At 66.6% G+C, this 15294-nt stretch carries 11 protein-coding genes; 5 read left to right on the top strand and 6 right to left on the bottom strand.

Features of this window, described 5'->3' with window-relative positions; genetic code table 11:
• Nucleotides 1–176: 176 nt before the first annotated feature.
• Nucleotides 177–626 carry an HU family DNA-binding protein gene (locus BT264_RS32575; protein ID WP_069747789.1) on the bottom strand — a complete coding sequence of 150 codons (450 nt, stop codon included), beginning with the start codon at nucleotides 624–626 and terminating at the stop codon, nucleotides 177–179.
• A 257-nt stretch (nucleotides 627–883) separates the two neighbouring features.
• On the opposite strand from BT264_RS32575, the gene BT264_RS32565 reads away from it, so the two are divergent.
• On the top strand, nucleotides 884–2002 hold the full coding sequence (locus BT264_RS32565) for an acyltransferase family protein (RefSeq protein ID WP_072444081.1): 1119 nt from the start codon (nucleotides 884–886) through the stop codon (nucleotides 2000–2002).
• Nucleotides 2003–2399: 397 nt separating this feature from the next.
• Here the strand turns inward: BT264_RS32565 and galU are convergent, their stop codons facing one another.
• Together galU and BT264_RS39395 are read right to left on the bottom strand one after the other, a co-directional pair.
• The gene (gene galU, locus BT264_RS32560) at nucleotides 2400–3287 is read right to left on the bottom strand and encodes a UTP--glucose-1-phosphate uridylyltransferase GalU (protein WP_034179975.1); all 888 of its coding nucleotides are present in this window, start codon (nucleotides 3285–3287) and stop codon (nucleotides 2400–2402) included.
• Nucleotides 3288–3517: 230 nt separating this feature from the next.
• Entirely contained in the window at nucleotides 3518–3661 is a 144-nt protein-coding gene (locus BT264_RS39395; protein ID WP_006479318.1) for a hypothetical protein, read from the bottom strand.
• A 228-nt stretch (nucleotides 3662–3889) separates the two neighbouring features.
• Between BT264_RS39395 and BT264_RS32555 the strand changes: the two genes are divergently transcribed.
• On the top strand, nucleotides 3890–5065 hold the full coding sequence (locus BT264_RS32555) for an acyltransferase family protein (protein WP_072444083.1): 1176 nt from the start codon (nucleotides 3890–3892) through the stop codon (nucleotides 5063–5065).
• A 359-nt stretch (nucleotides 5066–5424) separates the two neighbouring features.
• Here BT264_RS32555 and BT264_RS32550 read toward each other — a convergent pair whose 3' ends face one another.
• The 3 genes from BT264_RS32550 to BT264_RS32540 are packed head-to-tail and all read right to left on the bottom strand — an operon-like array spanning nucleotide 5425 to nucleotide 11589.
• Nucleotides 5425–7893 (bottom strand): glycosyltransferase family 4 protein, encoded by a 2469-nt coding sequence (locus BT264_RS32550; RefSeq protein WP_072444085.1) that lies wholly within the window; start codon nucleotides 7891–7893, stop codon nucleotides 5425–5427.
• Nucleotides 7890–9356 carry a flippase gene (locus tag BT264_RS32545; RefSeq protein WP_072444086.1) on the bottom strand — a complete coding sequence of 489 codons (1467 nt, stop codon included), beginning with the start codon at nucleotides 9354–9356 and terminating at the stop codon, nucleotides 7890–7892. Before BT264_RS32545 ends, BT264_RS32550 begins: the two co-directional genes overlap by 4 nt.
• Nucleotides 9357–9396: 40 nt before the next feature.
• Nucleotides 9397–11589, bottom strand: coding sequence for an NHL repeat-containing protein (locus tag BT264_RS32540; protein WP_072444088.1), 2193 nt, complete (start codon nucleotides 11587–11589; stop codon nucleotides 9397–9399).
• A 492-nt stretch (nucleotides 11590–12081) separates the two neighbouring features.
• Here BT264_RS32540 and BT264_RS32535 point away from each other — a divergent pair, with 492 nt between their 5' ends.
• Genes BT264_RS32535 through BT264_RS32525 form a run of 3 tightly spaced genes read left to right on the top strand, consistent with a single transcriptional unit; the run spans nucleotide 12082 to nucleotide 15173 of the window.
• The gene (locus BT264_RS32535; protein WP_072444090.1) at nucleotides 12082–13146 is read left to right on the top strand and encodes an acyltransferase family protein; all 1065 of its coding nucleotides are present in this window, start codon (nucleotides 12082–12084) and stop codon (nucleotides 13144–13146) included.
• A 31-nt stretch (nucleotides 13147–13177) separates the two neighbouring features.
• Nucleotides 13178–14224, top strand: coding sequence for a GDP-mannose 4,6-dehydratase (gene gmd / locus BT264_RS32530; protein ID WP_072444091.1), 1047 nt, complete (start codon nucleotides 13178–13180; stop codon nucleotides 14222–14224).
• Nucleotides 14211–15173 (top strand): NAD-dependent epimerase/dehydratase family protein, encoded by a 963-nt coding sequence (locus tag BT264_RS32525; RefSeq protein ID WP_072444093.1) that lies wholly within the window; start codon nucleotides 14211–14213, stop codon nucleotides 15171–15173. The genes gmd and BT264_RS32525 overlap by 14 nt, the downstream gene beginning before the upstream one ends.
• Nucleotides 15174–15294: the final 121 nt, after the last annotated feature.

The raw sequence follows: 15294 nt of genomic DNA, 5'->3' as shown, positions 1-15294 counted from the left end.
CGCGCGGCACGCCATTCACCGCGTGGCACGCATCGAACCGCACATCGCCGGCGCTTCGCGTTTTCGCTGCCGCGCGATTTGCGCGGCGCAATAAAAATCCCCGCACGCTTTCGCGTACGGGGACCGCAGGACATCGCAACGGCTGCCGACATGCATTCGGCAGCCGTTGCGCGGCATTACGCTGCCGCGTCCTTCAGCTTCTTCAGCGCACGAGCCTTCACGCGCACGCTGGCCGGCTTCGCCGGGAACCAACGCTCTTCGCCCGTGAACGGATCCTTGCCGAAGCGCTTCTTCTTCGCCGGCACGACTTGTGCCGTGATCTTCAGCAGACCCGGCAGCGTGAACTCGCCTGCGCCCTTCTTGTGGACCGAGCCCAGCACGACGTTCTCGAGTGCGGCGAGCACTGCCTTGACCGCCTTCACTTCCACGGCTGCGCGCTCGGCGATGTGCGTTGCGAGCGATGCCTTCGTGAACTTGTCCTTCAGCGGCGTCGGAGCAGCGGGCGCCTTCGCGACGGCGGCCTTCTTGGCCACTACTTTCTTCGCGGGCGCTACTTTCTTAGCAGCCACTTTCTTGGCCGGTGCGGCGGCAGCCTTCTTGGCCACCTTTTTTGCGGAAGTCGCCATGTTTCTCCTACCAGGTGTGGTCGTTGGATACATGAAGCGTGCACTGCGCACGCTTCAACGCCGGATTCTACAAGCGCCTTGACGCTTCGTGCAGTACTTTTATGCGTTTTCGCGGGGTTTCCCGCAGGTTTTGTTGCGCGCGACCGACTTCAACGACGCTCGAGCATCAAAAAACGCCTTCACGTATGCGCCCGAACATGAATTACGTTCGATATTTGCGCACCTATACTGGCCTCGCTCAATGCCCGGATGCCTCCATGCGCGAAGTCAGATACGTCAAAGGACTCGACGGCCTGCGAGCCATCGCCGTCATTCTCGTTTTCCTGTCCCACAAGGGCCACGTCCTTGCCGTCGACGTCGGCAAGCTTGGCGTGTGGACGTTTTTCCTCATCAGCGGATTCCTGATCGTCGGCGAACTGCATCGCAACCGCCGGGCGGTCGAATGCGGCACCATGACGCGCCGCCACGCGCTCGCGCTGTTCCTCGCGAAGCGCGCGCTGCGGATCTTCCCCGTGTACTACCTGCTGCTCGCCGCGCTCGCGATCGCGCACGCGCTCTTCTACCAGCGCGGCGTCAACCTCGGGCTCGCGTGGCACGCGGCGTTCCTGTCGAATTACTGGATCGGCGTCGTCAAGGACGGCTGGCCGGGCTCCACGTCGCACTTCTGGAGCCTCGCGGTTGAACAGCAGTTCTATCTGATCGCACCGCTCGCGCTGCTCGCGGTGCCCGCCGCGCGACACGTCGCACTCGGCGTCGCGGCCGTCGCACTGTGCGCGGCCGCGCATCTCGCGCTCTACCTGTCCGACGCGTCGCCGGTGCTGATCTACGCGTTTTCCCCGTGGAATTTCGCGCTGATCGCGCTCGGCGGCGTCGGCGCGATCGCGCTCGCCGATCACGGACCGGCCGCCGTGCGCCGCATCCCGCCCGGCTGGCTCGGCGCGGCAGGCGTCGTGTTTTTCCTCGCACTGCCTGCGTGCACGGCACTGCCCGACGCGGTCGCGGGGCTCGCGGATCTCGGCCTGTCCGCGTCGCTCGGCGCGCTGATGCTGTGGATCGTCAGCGAACCCGAGCATCCCGTCGTGGCGCTGCTCGACTGGGCGCCGCTCGTCTATCTCGGCACGATCAGCTACGGCTTCTACCTGTTCCACAACCTGATTCCGACGCGCTTCGGCGTGATGCCCGCGCTCTTCGCGCACGTGCCGATGCCGGAAATCGTCCGCGAAGCGCTGCCCGAGATGCTGCAATTCGCGCTCGCCGTGCTGCTCGCGCACCTGTCCTGGCGCTATCTCGAAAAAAGACTGCTCGACTTCAAGAAGCCGATCGCCGCGATGCTCGCCCGGCATTTCGTCGCGCGGCCGAGCACGTCGGCGCGTTGAGCGCCACGCGGAAACGGAAAACACCGGGCGGGCAATACGCGGGAAGATCGCGAGGCAGGTAGCGCCGGGAAGCTGACGCGCTGCGCCGCTACGTCACGAACCGGCGCGGACGGAACCGGCGCCGGCGCGAACGTCGACAATGCATCGCGCAACGACAACAACAACGCCGCGCCGCTCGCCCCGGCAAGCGCTTCGGCACCGGTTTCAGGCGCGACGCCGGACCGCGCCGGAGCGCCCCGCTCCACACACGGCACCACGCTCCACGCGAACCCGACCACGCGACAAGCCGGCCGCTCGCACCACGATCGCGCACCGGCAAATGCAAAAAAGCCCCGGCGCCTGAGCGGCCGGGGCCAACGGAACAACCACCACCTGAAACAACGGAGCGCGCGGCTGCCTACGCGACGGCAGCCAGCGCGGGCAAGCAGGTACGCAGGTACGCCTCGAATTCGCGGCTCACTTCCGGATGCTGGAGCGCGAGCTCGACGGTTGCCTTGAGATAACCGATCTTGCTGCCGCAGTCGAAACGCGTGCCGTAGTAGCGGTACGCGAGCACCTGCTCGTTCGCGAGCAGCGTCTGGACCGCGTCGGTCAGCTGCAGTTCGCCGCCCGCGCCCGGCTTGAGCTTGCGCAGGTGATCGAAGATCGTCGGCATGAATACGTAACGACCGACCACGCCGAGATTCGACGGCGCATCCTCGGGCGCGGGCTTCTCGATGATGCCCGACAGCTTGATGATGTCCTCTTCCCATTCGCGGCCTTCGACGACGCCGTACGAGCGGCTGTCCTCGCGCGGGATCGTCTCGACCCCGATCACCGAGCTGTGATAATGGTCGAACACGTCGACGAGCTGCTTGAGCACCGGCTGCTCGCCGTGCAGCAGGTCGTCGGCGAGAATCACCGCGAACGGCTCGCCATGCACGAGCTTCTCCGCGCACAGCACCGCATGGCCGAGGCCAAGTGCTTCCGGCTGGCGCACGTAGAAGCAGTTGACGTGGCTCGGCTTGATGCCGCGCACGAGTTCGAGCAGCTTTTCCTTGCCGCGCGCCTCGAGTTCGGCCTCGATCTCGTACGACTTGTCGAAGTGATCCTCGATCGCGCGCTTGCTGCGCCCGGTGACGAAGATCATCTCGGTGATACCGGCGTTGATCGCTTCCTCGACCGCGTACTGAATCAGCGGCTTGTCGACGACGGGCAACATTTCCTTCGGGCTCGCCTTCGTTGCCGGGAGGAACCGCGTGCCGAGACCGGCAACGGGGAACACGGCCTTGGTGACTTTCAACATGTTCGCATCCTGATTGCGTTGACTGCGCCGCGTCGACCTGCGACCCGGCGCGATTGTGTTCCGAACGGCATATCGAGAATCGACGGCACTGCCAATTCCACTCCGCTCATTTTCGATATGGACTGATCGCCCAATGTTTCCGAAAAAAATATAATCCTTTCAATCCGGTCGATATTGCCGGGCCGAGCGCCGAAGCAGAAACAAATTACCGATTTTCCAGATACAAATTCTTACGATTCGAATTCCTCGATATAGGGCACGCCGCCCCGTTCGAGGCCCGGGCGAATCGGCTCGTTCTTCAGCGCTTCGCGGTACGCCGACAGCACGGCCATGACCAGCAGTACTGCAGCGCTCGCGATCCAATGCATGTCCATCTTGCCGCTCCTTGCATCAATCAACTGGAGCTTCAAACTATCAGAAAAAAATCGGTAAATAATTGACGCGCCCGCGGAACCGCTTTCAGAACCCCGATAAAACCATCATGCGGAATTCCGTTATTTCCGGGCGAGATTTTTTTATTCATTGATCGAATTCTTGCGCATTACGATGAGACTTCCCGTTCGTCCGTCTTCCACACCATCCGTCGCAAGGAATCGAATCGCATGCAAGCTTTCAGCGGATCGTCTCTGACCGCGCCGCCCGTCGCCGATCACAAGGAACACGTCATCGACGCGATGCGCGGCTTCGCGGCGCTGCTCGTCGCCTATTTCCACTGCCGCCAGGTCGTCTGGGTCGGGATGCAGACCTTCCATCATGCTTACGGTCGCGCGCTCGACCCGAGCGTGATCGTCGGCTACCTGACCTTCCCGTTCGCGTGGGGCTCCGCCGGCGTGCCGATCTTCTTCGTGATCAGCGGCTACTGCATCCACCGCAACGCGGCGCTCAAGCTCGCGGCCGATCCCGCGTACCGGCTCGACGCGCCCAACTTCTGGGCACGCCGGTTCGCGCGCATCTACCCGGTGCTGCTCGCCGCGCTGCTGTTCACGCTCGCACTCGACCTGGTCAGCCTGCAGATCGAGCCCGTCAGCCACAAGATCCGCGACATCGGCATCACCGCATTCCTCGTGAACCTGTTCTCGCTGCAGGGTGTCGCCGGCTACACGTACGGATCGAACGGCGCGCTGTGGACGCTGTCGCTCGAAGTGCAGTTCTACGCGATCTACCCGCTGCTGTTCGCGCTGCGCCGACGCATCGGCATGCCGGCCGTCGTGGCCGCGGTCGCGCTCGTCAACGTCGCATCGGCGTGGCTGCTCGAACGGCACGACCTGCAGTTCTTCACGTCGTACTGGCTGTCCTGGACGATCGGCGCGTGGATCGCCGACGTGCGGGCTCAGCAGGCACGCGGCGCGGCCGCCGTGCCGTCGCGCGCGTGGTACGTCGCGGCCGCCGTGCTGCTGGCCGCCGGCTGCGGCGCGTTCCATTTCGGCCAGTACGGCGCGTTCCAGCTGTGGTCGGCCGGCTTCGCGTGCTTCCTGTACCGCGCGCTCGCGCGCCCGCCGCGCCCGACGCCGCCGCTGCGCGTGCTCGGCTGGTTCGGCGACTTCAGCTATTCGCTGTACCTGATCCACCTGCCGCTGTTCGTCTGCCTCGGCTCGGTGCTGTTCCACTCCGAACTGCAACTGTCGATCTGGCCGTCGATCGCGTTCATGGCCACCGCGATTCCGGTCGCGTACCTGTTCTACCGGATGTTCGAACGGCCGGCGATGACGTGGTCGGCCAGTTTCAAGCCGACACGCGCTGCCCGCGTCGTCGCGCAGGCGCCCGAGCGGGCCGTCTGATTCGGCCGGACCGGTTCCGGAGCCCCCGTGCGGCATCTCGCTGCACGGGGGGTTTTTCATGGCCGAAGCGAGGCTGCATGGCGGGTCGGGCGGGTATGCAACCAACCCTGTATGCCGGCGCCTGACGGCCGCCTGTCCGGCTGCAATGCCACCGTCCTGGGGCGCCCTATCGAATTTTTCCCGGCGCTGCTTTGCCGCCCCGTCTCCCGCACGATCCCGATCGAACCGGCAACCGGCCGATCCCGCGCCCGGCACGCCCCCCTCACCAGCCCTACCCAACACGCCCCCCCTGAAAAACGAAGCCCCCACGCAGCACAACACCGCATGAGGGCCCGTTTCCCGCCGACTGGCGCCGTCTGCTACGTCCGCTTCTTCGCCTTCGCGGCCTTCGCCGTATCCGCGAGGATCTTCTCGACCCGCTCCACGTAGGTCTCGGTGCCGAACCGGCGCACCGCCGTCGCACGCCCGCTCGCGACGAGCCGTTCGCGCAGTGCGCCGTCGCGCTTGAGCATGTCCAGCGCGTTGGCCAGCGCGGTCGCATCGCCCGGCTCGCAGAGCAGCCCGTTGTCGCCGTCCTCGATGATCTCGACGACGCCGCCCGCGCGGGCCGCGACGACCGGCCGGCGCGCAAGCATCCCTTCGACGATCACGCGCCCGAACGGCTCCGGCGTGATCGACGTGTGCGCGACGACGTCGACCGCCGTCATGCACGCAGCCACGTCGCGCTGGAACCCGAGGAAATGCACGCGCGTGTCCATCCCGTGCCGCGCGACGTATTCGTGCAGTTGCGCCGCGTATTCGTCCTCGCCGAACAGCGGCGCGCCGACCAGCACCACATGCATGTCGGGATGCCGCGCGGCGGCCTCCAGCAGCACGTGCTGCCCCTTCCAGCGCGCGAGACGGCTGAACGAGCCGACGAGCCACGCATCCTGCGGCAACCCGAGGCGCGCGCGCAGCGCAGCCTGGCTGACGCCTTCCAGCGCATCGAACGGCTCGGCCGAAATACCGTTGAACACGACGTCGACGTGCTGCGGCGTGAAGCCCGTCAGCGTGCGGAACGCCTGCGCGGACGCGTCGGAGTTCGCGATCACGCGCGTGACGCCGAGCCTCGCGCAGTACTTGATCGCCAGCAGCTGCTTGCTGCCGAAATGGTCGGTGCTGACGATATCGCGCAGATGCCAGACCACCGGCTTGCGCGCGAGCCGCCCGGCGAGCGCAGCGACCACCATCGCACGTTGCGTGTTCGCGTAGATCACCTCGGCACGGCGCGCGCGCCGCGCGACGTCGCGCACGAGCCGCACGAGCTGCTTCAATGCGCCGGCCGACACGCCGCCCTGCTTGCGCACGCCCGCGAGCGCGCCCTGGGCGACCACGTCGACGCGCGCGCCGATCTCGTCGAGCGCCGCGCGGAACGGGCCGTCGTCGAACAGCAGCACGTCGGCGTTCGCGCGCATGTGCTTCATGATCTCGAGCAGCGACAGCTCGGCGCCGCCAAGCACGCCGCTCTGGTCGAGCACGAGCGTCGCCGGGCCGCGCGCGGCCGGCATCGGCGCGACGGCCGTGCCGCGCTGCGCGGTCGAGCCGGGCAGCGCGGTTTCCACATAGTCGAGAAAGCGCCGCCGGAACGTATCGGCGGAAAACCGCTCCGCGTTCGCGCGGCATGCGTTCGGCGTGAAGCGCTGCGGCGCGCGCTCGAAATCGTCGACGGCCGCGACGATCGCGTGCGGCGTCTGCTCGTCGAAGAACAGCCCGGTCGGATTAGCGCCCGATTGCGGGTCGAGCACGGTTTCGAGCGCTCCGCCCTTGCCGTACGCGATCACCGGCGTGCCGCAGGCCTGCGCCTCGACGACCGAGATCCCGAAATCCTCCTCGGCCGCGAACACGAACGCCTTCGCGCGCCGCATCCGGTCGTGCAGCACCGCGAACGGCTGGTAGCCCATGATCTCGACGTTCGGGCCAGCCTTCGCGCGGATCTTCTGCATTTCGGGGCCGTCGCCGATCACGACCAGCTTGCGCTCGGGCGTCTTCGAGAACGCCTCGACGATCAGGTCGATCTTCTTGTACGGCACCATCCGCGACGCGGTCAGGTAGAAATCGTCCTTGACGGCGTTCAGCGAGAAACCGTCGACGTCGACCGGCGGGAAGATCACCGCCGCGTCGCGGTGGTAGACCTTCTTGATGCGCCGCGCGATGAACGCGGAGTTCGCGACGAAGCCGTCCACCGCGTTGGCGGTGCGCGTGTCCCAGTTGCGGATGTAATGAAGAATCATCCGCGCGAGCAGCGATTTCGGCCCATGCGTGAGGTTCGACTGCTCCAGGTACTGGTGCTGCAGGTCCCACGCATAGCGGATCGGCGAATGCACGTAGCTGATGTGCACCTGGTCCGGCCCGGTCAGCACGCCCTTCGCGACCGCATGGCTGCTCGAGATCACGAGGTCGTACTCGGACACGTCGAGCTGCTCGATCGCGAGCGGCATCAGCGGCAGGTAGCTGCGGTACTTGGTGCGCGCGAACGGCAGTTTCTGGATGAACGACGTCGTCACCGGCTTGCCGCGCACGAACGCGCGGTCGTCGAGGAAATCGACGAGGCTGAACAGGTCCGCGTCGGGAAAGCACGCGACGATCTGTTCGAGCACGCGCTCGGCGCCCGCATAGGTGACGAGCCAGTCGTGGACGATCGCCACGCGCAGCGCGCGCGCCGGCTGGCGCGCGCTGGCCCGCTCGGCCGGCATGGACCGGCGCAGCGCGGCGGCGTCGCCCGCTTCGGCCACGGCCGCATCGGCGGTGGCGAGATTCAAAACGGCGTGTTCCGCCAGATCGCGATTCATACGGTTTTCCTCGCATTGAGACGGACAAACAGGTCGCGCACGAGCGCGCGCAGCCCCGGCGTCATCGTGAGCGACCACGCGACGTTCAGCACCAGCACGATCGCGCACATGCCGATCGATTCGCCGAGCCCCGGCCACGCCTGCGCGAGAAACAGGCTCGCGAGCAGGAAGGCCAGGTGCGCCAGCATGTCGAGCACGATCGCGCGCATCCGGATCGCAGACAGGTACAGCAGCACGCCGTAGTCGACGAACGCGCGCGCCGCGACGACCACCGCCGCGCCGATCAGCCCGAAGTGATGAATGCCGAACCACAGGCCGCCGACGAAGAACGGCATCTCGACGAGCCCGGCGAACGCCGCGCGGGCCGGGTTGACCTGCGACTGGATCAGGATCCGCGTCACGCTCGCCTGACCGACGAGCCATACGCTGATCACCAGCACGCGGCCGACCGGCGCCGAATGCGCGGCGAGATCGGCGCCGACCCACAGCGTGAGGAACGGCGCGAGCGCGAAGATCGCGACGATGCCGACCGGCGTGAACACGCCGTTCAGGAATTCGAGCGACTGGCGCGCGAGCGTGTCCGCGTGATCGCGGCCGACCGCCGACAGGCGCGGGAACAGCGTGCGCACGAGCGCGTTCGGCAGCATGTTCAGGCGCGTGACGAGGTTCTGCGGCACCGTGTAGTAGGTGACGAACTTCGCGCCCATGCCGGCGCCGAGCATCACGCGATCGAGCGTGTCCGCGATCATGCTCGTCGTGCTCGCGATCAGCATCCAGCCGCCGAAGTTGAACAGCCCCTTCGCGGTGCCCCACTGCGGCGGATCGATGCGCCGGATCCCGAGCACCTTGATGCTGGCGTGGCCGAGCATCACCGCCGCGATCAGGCGCGCGACGACTGCCGCGGCGAGCACGGTCTGCAGGTTCGGCGCGATCCACCATGCGGCGCCGAGCGGCAGCAACTGGAACAGGAACGTGCCGATCGTCTGGTTCGTGTTGAACACGCCGAAGCGTTCGGCGCCGTTGATCGCGCCGGCGAACACCCACGACACGTTCGCGAGCGGAATCGCGAGCGCGAGCCACGGCAGCGCGAGATACACCTCGTGCTGCATCGCGGCCGACACCTTCGTGAAATACGCGGTGTAGACGAACGCGCCGAAATAGATCAGCAGCCCGCCCACGACGCCGGTGCCGAGATTAAGCCAGAACGCGCTCCAGAACACGCGCGCGCTTTCGTCGTCGTTGCCGCTCGCGAGCGCCTTCGAGATGTGGTTCTGCGCGGCCATGCTCATCCCGAGATCGAGGATCCCGAAATAGCCGATCAGCGTCCACACGAGGCTGACGACGCCATAGCGTTCGACGCCGAGCGCGTGGATATACGCGGGCACCGTCACCAGCGACACGAAGGTCGGCAGGATCAGCCCGATGAAGTTGATCGAAACGTTCTTGAGTATGCCTTTGTCCATGCTTGTGCCTTGTGTGACGTCGACGACGGCGCGCCGCCCGTCACGGTTTCCAGCGATACATCAGCACCTTGCCGCGCGCGTCTTCCTCGACGAACACTAGGTATTCGCCGTTCTCGCGCCGGAACGCACTGATGCCGAACGGCACGTCGACCCAGCCGGATGCCTTGCCGACCTCGGTGCCCGGGCTCATCACGCCCACTTCCTTGCCGGTGTCCTTGTCGTACACGTGGATCTTGCCGACCGGCTCCACGGTGAAGATGTAGCGGCCCTCGACCGTGATCCCGATCAGGTCCAGGATCGGCTTCGCGTCGAGCTGCCACGGCAGCGCGACCGTATAGCGCACGACGGGCGAGCCGGTCGACCACTTGTCGAAACGCACCAGCACGCGGCCGACTTCCTTGTTGATGCCCGGCTGCGGCGGCGCGTCGGCCGTGTAGCCGGTCACGTACAGCGTGTCGGCTTGCGCGTCGTAGATCGAGCGGCGCAACTGCGTGAATGGCTGCGGCATCGGGTAGGTCGTGACCTTGTCGTACGAGTAGACCGGGTTGCCGGCCTTGTCGACACCGCCGTACTGGAAGCGGTGGATGCCGCGCACGTCGCTCGTGCGCCAGATGTCGCCCTTCGTGTCGACCCACCAGCCCCAGCCGCCCGCCTTCGCCTTGCCGGTCGTGTTGATCTCGAACTCGTCGGCGTCGAGCCTGCCGTTGCCGTTCGCATCGCGCCACAGCCAGTCGCCGCCGGGCGGCTTGTTCGGCACCTTGTCGACCGGCCGCGCGCGGCCCGCGATCAGGCCCGACGGAATCGCCACCTCGCCGTCGCGCTTCGCATCGAAGCGGTAGATCTTCAGGTGATCGGCGTACATGTCGGTCAGGTACAGGAACGTGCGGCCGTCGACGCGACGCGCGATCGGCATGCCCGGCCACTGGTCCGTGTGGAACACGGGGTCGTCCGGATACTTGAAGCGGTTCGACAGGAAGCCGACGTATTTCCAGTCCTGGCCCGGCGGCTTCGACAGGTCGAGCTCGAAGCGCTTGTTGCCCGTGTACACGCTGTTCGGCCGCGCCGGGTCGAGCCACGCGCCGTCGACGAACAGCAGCCCCTGCACCTGCCAGCGCGGCTTGCCGTCCGGCGTGTAGCTTTCGAGCACCGCGCCGAGCCCGGCGCCGATCGTGTCGTGGCGCGGCCCGATGCCGTTCATCGACACATACACGTTGCCCGCGCGGTCGACGCCGACGCCCGTCAGCCCGTTGAAGCGCTGCGGCCCCGGCCGCCCCGGCACCGGGCCGGCGAAGATGCCGCCGCGCTCGCCGAGCGAGCCGGACTGCGCATAACCCTTGCCGCCTTTCGAGAAGATCAGGATCTGCTGGCGCGGCCCGTTGTCCGCGACGAGCACGCGCCCTTTCGCGTCGACCGCCACGTCCACCGCGTCGGTGCCTTCCGGCAGCGCGGGCGCGTCGTCGAGCTTGCGGCCGTCCGCGCGCACGTGCACGAGGTGCGCGGGGCCGTTGAGCGTGTCCGTGAGCAGCCACAGCGTGCCGTCGCCCGCGAGCGCGATGCGGCCCGGTTCATGCGCGCTCCACGTGCCCTTCTGCTGCATCGTCTCCGCGTCGTACACGTCCACCACGTCGTGCGACGGATTCGTCGCGAACAGCATCTTGTCGTCGGCCGCGAGGCCGCCCACTTCCGCCTTCACCTCGCCCACTTCCGAGCGCGCGGGGGCCGGCACCTCGTTCATCATCATGAAGCTCGCGGCCATGCGCGCGCGGCCGGCATCGGCGCGTCCGCCCGGCGCGACCTGCGGTGCCGCGCGAAACGGCGCGGGCTGCTTCATGTCGCCGATCGTGCGCCGCGAGATGCCGAACCACTGCTTGCCCTTGTCCGGCCAGATGCCGGGCGACTGCAGATGGCCGCGCTCGTTGCCGACGCCGATCGCGACATACGCGTACTTGCTGTTCACGGCGATCGCATTGCCGCCGAGATTGCCCCAGCCGTGCGTGCCGCCGGCGAAGCCGAGCATCTTCCCGTCCTGGTAGACGCTCGCCTCGGCGCCGCTTTCGTCCCACGGCGCATTCGTATACACCTTGCCTTCAGGCGTCACCGCGATCGCGCGGATGTCGATCTGCGTCCAGCTGCCGTCGCCATAGCCGAACGTGTTGCCGATCCACGACGTCGTCGCGGGCAACACCGTTTCGGCCAGTGCGGCGCTCGTCAGCAGCGTCGCGCATACCGTCATGCCTACCAGAATCAGACGTCGCAATGCGCTTCTCCAGACTCGATGCAACAGCGACCGGCGCCGCCCCGAACTGCCGCCGGCGCACCCTGTCGCTAAATGGGTTTCAAACGTCGCGATGCAGGTTACAAGCAAAAATAATCACAAGAAATTTGGAAATATTTGGGGATGTTTCCGCCTGAAATATCGAACCGGAACAGGCGGAAAATGGCGTCCGGAAACGGCAATAACGACCGCCTTTCACGCGTCGCGCTGTAGAAAATGCCGCTCCGCACCGCCCGTCGCGGCTGCCTGGGCATCAACCTTTCATCTCACGACCGGAATAATCGGCATTTGGATGTTTGTCGTCAGATAAATGGCGTGCGTTTTTTTGCCGATTTCTTTTCCCTAGAATCGTTTTCGATTCGATATTTCATTTAAAGGCATGCATTACGTTCACGCATCGGATGTGCGACGCGCCGCGGCCCCCGCCGCGCGTCGCGAAGGAGCGGCGCGATGACAGGCATTTCGCGACCCGCCGACCTGGCCCCGCCGCAACACGGCCGCATCGTGCAGCTCGACGGGCTGCGCGCGATCGCGGTCGGCGCCGTGTTCCTGCAGCACGCGCTGAAGGCGCCGCTCTGGATGGGTGTCGACCTGTTCTTCGTGCTGAGCGGCCTGCTGATCACCGGCATCCTGCTCGAACGCAAGGCGCGCGGGCAGTCGTACTTCAGCCACTTCTACGCGCGCCGCGTGCGCCGCATCCTGCCGCCGTACGTGCTGCTGCTGGCGGTGTCGACGCTCCTGTTCGGCGCGAGCTGGCTGCCGCACTGGCCGTGGTTCGCGTTCTTCTCGACCAATATCGGGCTGTCGCTCGGCAGCATCGGCCACGACAGCCTGAACGTGCTGTGGTCGCTCGCGGTCGAGGAGCAGTTCTATATCTTCTGGCCGTTCGTCGTGCTGTGGTGCTCGGAGCGCGCGCTGCTGTGGGTCGCCGCCGCGCTGATCGTCGCTGCTCCGGTGCTGCGCGCGATCGCGACGCCATGGTTCGACTCGTTCTGGCCGATCTACTACCTGACGCCGTTCCGGATGGACCTGCTCGCCGCGGGCGCGCTGCTCGCGATCGTGCTGCGCCGCGACCGGCGCGCGCTGGAGCCGTTCTACCCGCTCGCGATCGTCGGCGCGCTCGTGTCGCTCGCGATCCTCGGCTGGCTGCACCTGTCGTTCCCGCGCTTTCGCGCCGCGAACACGCCGCTGTCCAATGCGGCGCTCTACAGCATCTCGCTGCTGCTGTGCACGTCGATCGTCGTGATCGCGCTGCGCGGCCGCGGCATCGTGCAACGCGTGCTGACGAACCCGATGCTCGTCTACGTGGGCACCGTCAGCTACACCGTGTACCTGATCCACCTGAGCGTGCTGTACGCGCTCTGGCCGCTGCACCTGAACCGCTTCGTCACGGCCGCGCTCGCGCTCGCGATCACGCTCGCCTACGCGACCCTGAGCTGGTACGGCTTCGAACGGCGCCTGACGCGCGGCCCCGCACGCCGCACGATGCCGGCTGCCGCAAGCACGACCGCCTGATTTTCCCTTTCGCTTCTACCAGGACAACGCCATGAGCCAAACTCGTAAAAAGGCCATCATTACCGGGATCTCGGGGCAAGACGGCGCCTACCTGACCAAACTGCTGCTCGACAAGGGCTACGAGGTCACGGGCACCTATCGCCGCACCAGTTCGGTGAATTTCTGGCGCATCGCCGAGCTCGGCGTCGACACGCACCCGAACCTCACGCTCGTCGAACACGACCTGACCGATGCCGGCTCGAGCCTGCGCCTGCTCGAACGCACGCAACCCGACGAGCTGTACAACCTGGCCGCGCAGAGCTTCGTCGGCGTATCGTTCGACCAGCCGGCGACGACCGCGGAGGTGACGGGCCTCGGCCCGTTGAACCTGCTCGAGGCGATCCGCGTCGTGAGCCCGAAGACGCGCTTCTACCAGGCGTCGACGTCCGAGATGTTCGGCAAGGTGCAGGCGATTCCGCAGACCGAAACGACCGCGTTCTATCCGCGCAGCCCGTATGGCGTCGCGAAGCTGTACGCGCACTGGATGACCGTGAACTACCGCGAGTCGTACGGCCTGTTCGGCAGCAGCGGCATCCTGTTCAACCACGAATCACCGCTGCGCGGCCGCGAGTTCGTCACGCGCAAGATCACCGACACCGTCGCGAAGATCAAGCTCGGCAAGGCGACCCGCCTCGAGCTCGGCAACCTCGACGCGAAGCGCGACTGGGGCTTCGCGCTCGAATACGTCGAAGGGATGTGGCGCATGCTGCAGGCCGACGAGCCCGACACCTACGTGCTCGCGACCAATCGCACCGAGACCGTGCGCGACTTCGTGCAGATGGCATTCGCGGCTGCCGGCTACCAGCTCGAATGGACCGGCAAGGGCGAGCAGGAACGCGGCCTCGACGCGTCGAACGGCAACGTGCTCGTCGAAGTGAACCCGAAGTTCTACCGCCCCGCCGAGGTCGACCTGCTGATCGGCTGCGCGGACAAGGCCAAAGCCAAGCTCGGCTGGGTACCGAAGACGACGCTCGAACAACTTTGCCAGATGATGGTCGAAGCTGATTTGACGCGGAACCAGCACCATGACACGTTCTGAAGCCGGACGCCCGTCGCGCCGCGCGTTCGTCACTGGCCTGACGGGCTTCACGGGCCGCTACATGGCCGAACGCCTGCAGGCGGCCGGCTATGACGTCTGGGGCACGATCGCGCCCGGCGCGCCGCGGCCCGACGATCCGGCCTTCGCGCACTGCACGCTGCTGCCCGTCGACCTGCTCGACGCGGACGCGATGCGTGCGGCGGCCGCCGATGCACGGCCCGATGCGGTCGTGCATCTCGCCGCGCGCGCGCATGTCGCGCAGGACGAACCGTCGCAGACCTACGCGGTCAACATCGTCGGCACACGCAACCTGCTGGCCGCGCTCGCGGGTCTCGACCAGCGTCCGTCGGCCGTGCTGCTCGCGAGCAGCGCGAACATCTACGGCAATTCGACGGCCGGCGTGCTCGACGAGACCGTCGCGCCCGCCCCCGCGAACGACTATGCGGTCAGCAAGCTCGCAATGGAATACGCGGCGAAGCTGTGGGCCGACCGGCTACCGATCGTGATCGCGCGGCCGTTCAACTACACGGGCGTCGGCCAGGGCGAAGCGTATCTGCTGCCGAAGCTCGCCGCGCACTACGCGCGCAACGAACCGCGCATCTCGCTCGGCAATCTCGACGTGAGCCGCGATTTCTCCGACGTGCGCGACGTGACGGCCGCCTATCTGAAGCTGCTAGAAGCGGCGCCGGCCGGCGAGACGTTCAACGTCTGCTCGGAGCGCGCGTATTCGCTGAAGGAAGTGCTGGCGATGCTGGCGCGCATCGCCGGTTACGTGATCGACGTGACGGTCGATCCGCGTTTCGTGCGGCACAACGAGGTGAAAAGCCTGAGCGGGTCGCGCGACAAGCTGCGGCGCGCGGTGGGCGAGCTGCCCGTCACGCCGCTCGACGAAACGCTGCGGTGGATGGTGGATGCGATGCGTGCCGCGCCGCACGGGCACGCCGGCTGAATCACGCGGCGCATGCGCGAGCGCGGTGCGCCGGACGCAATGCCTTCATGCGGGAAAAACAACGGGCCGCCTGTTTTGCAGGCGGCCCGTCGTCGTTGATGCGTCGATGCGGCGAAAGCAC

Origin of the sequence: Burkholderia sp. NFPP32 (assembly GCF_900119325.1) — a bacterium.
Lineage (GTDB): Bacteria > Pseudomonadota > Gammaproteobacteria > Burkholderiales > Burkholderiaceae > Burkholderia > Burkholderia pyrrocinia_C.
The sequence above is the reverse complement of the archived record's forward strand: the minus strand, read 5'-3'. Positions and strand labels throughout refer to the sequence as shown.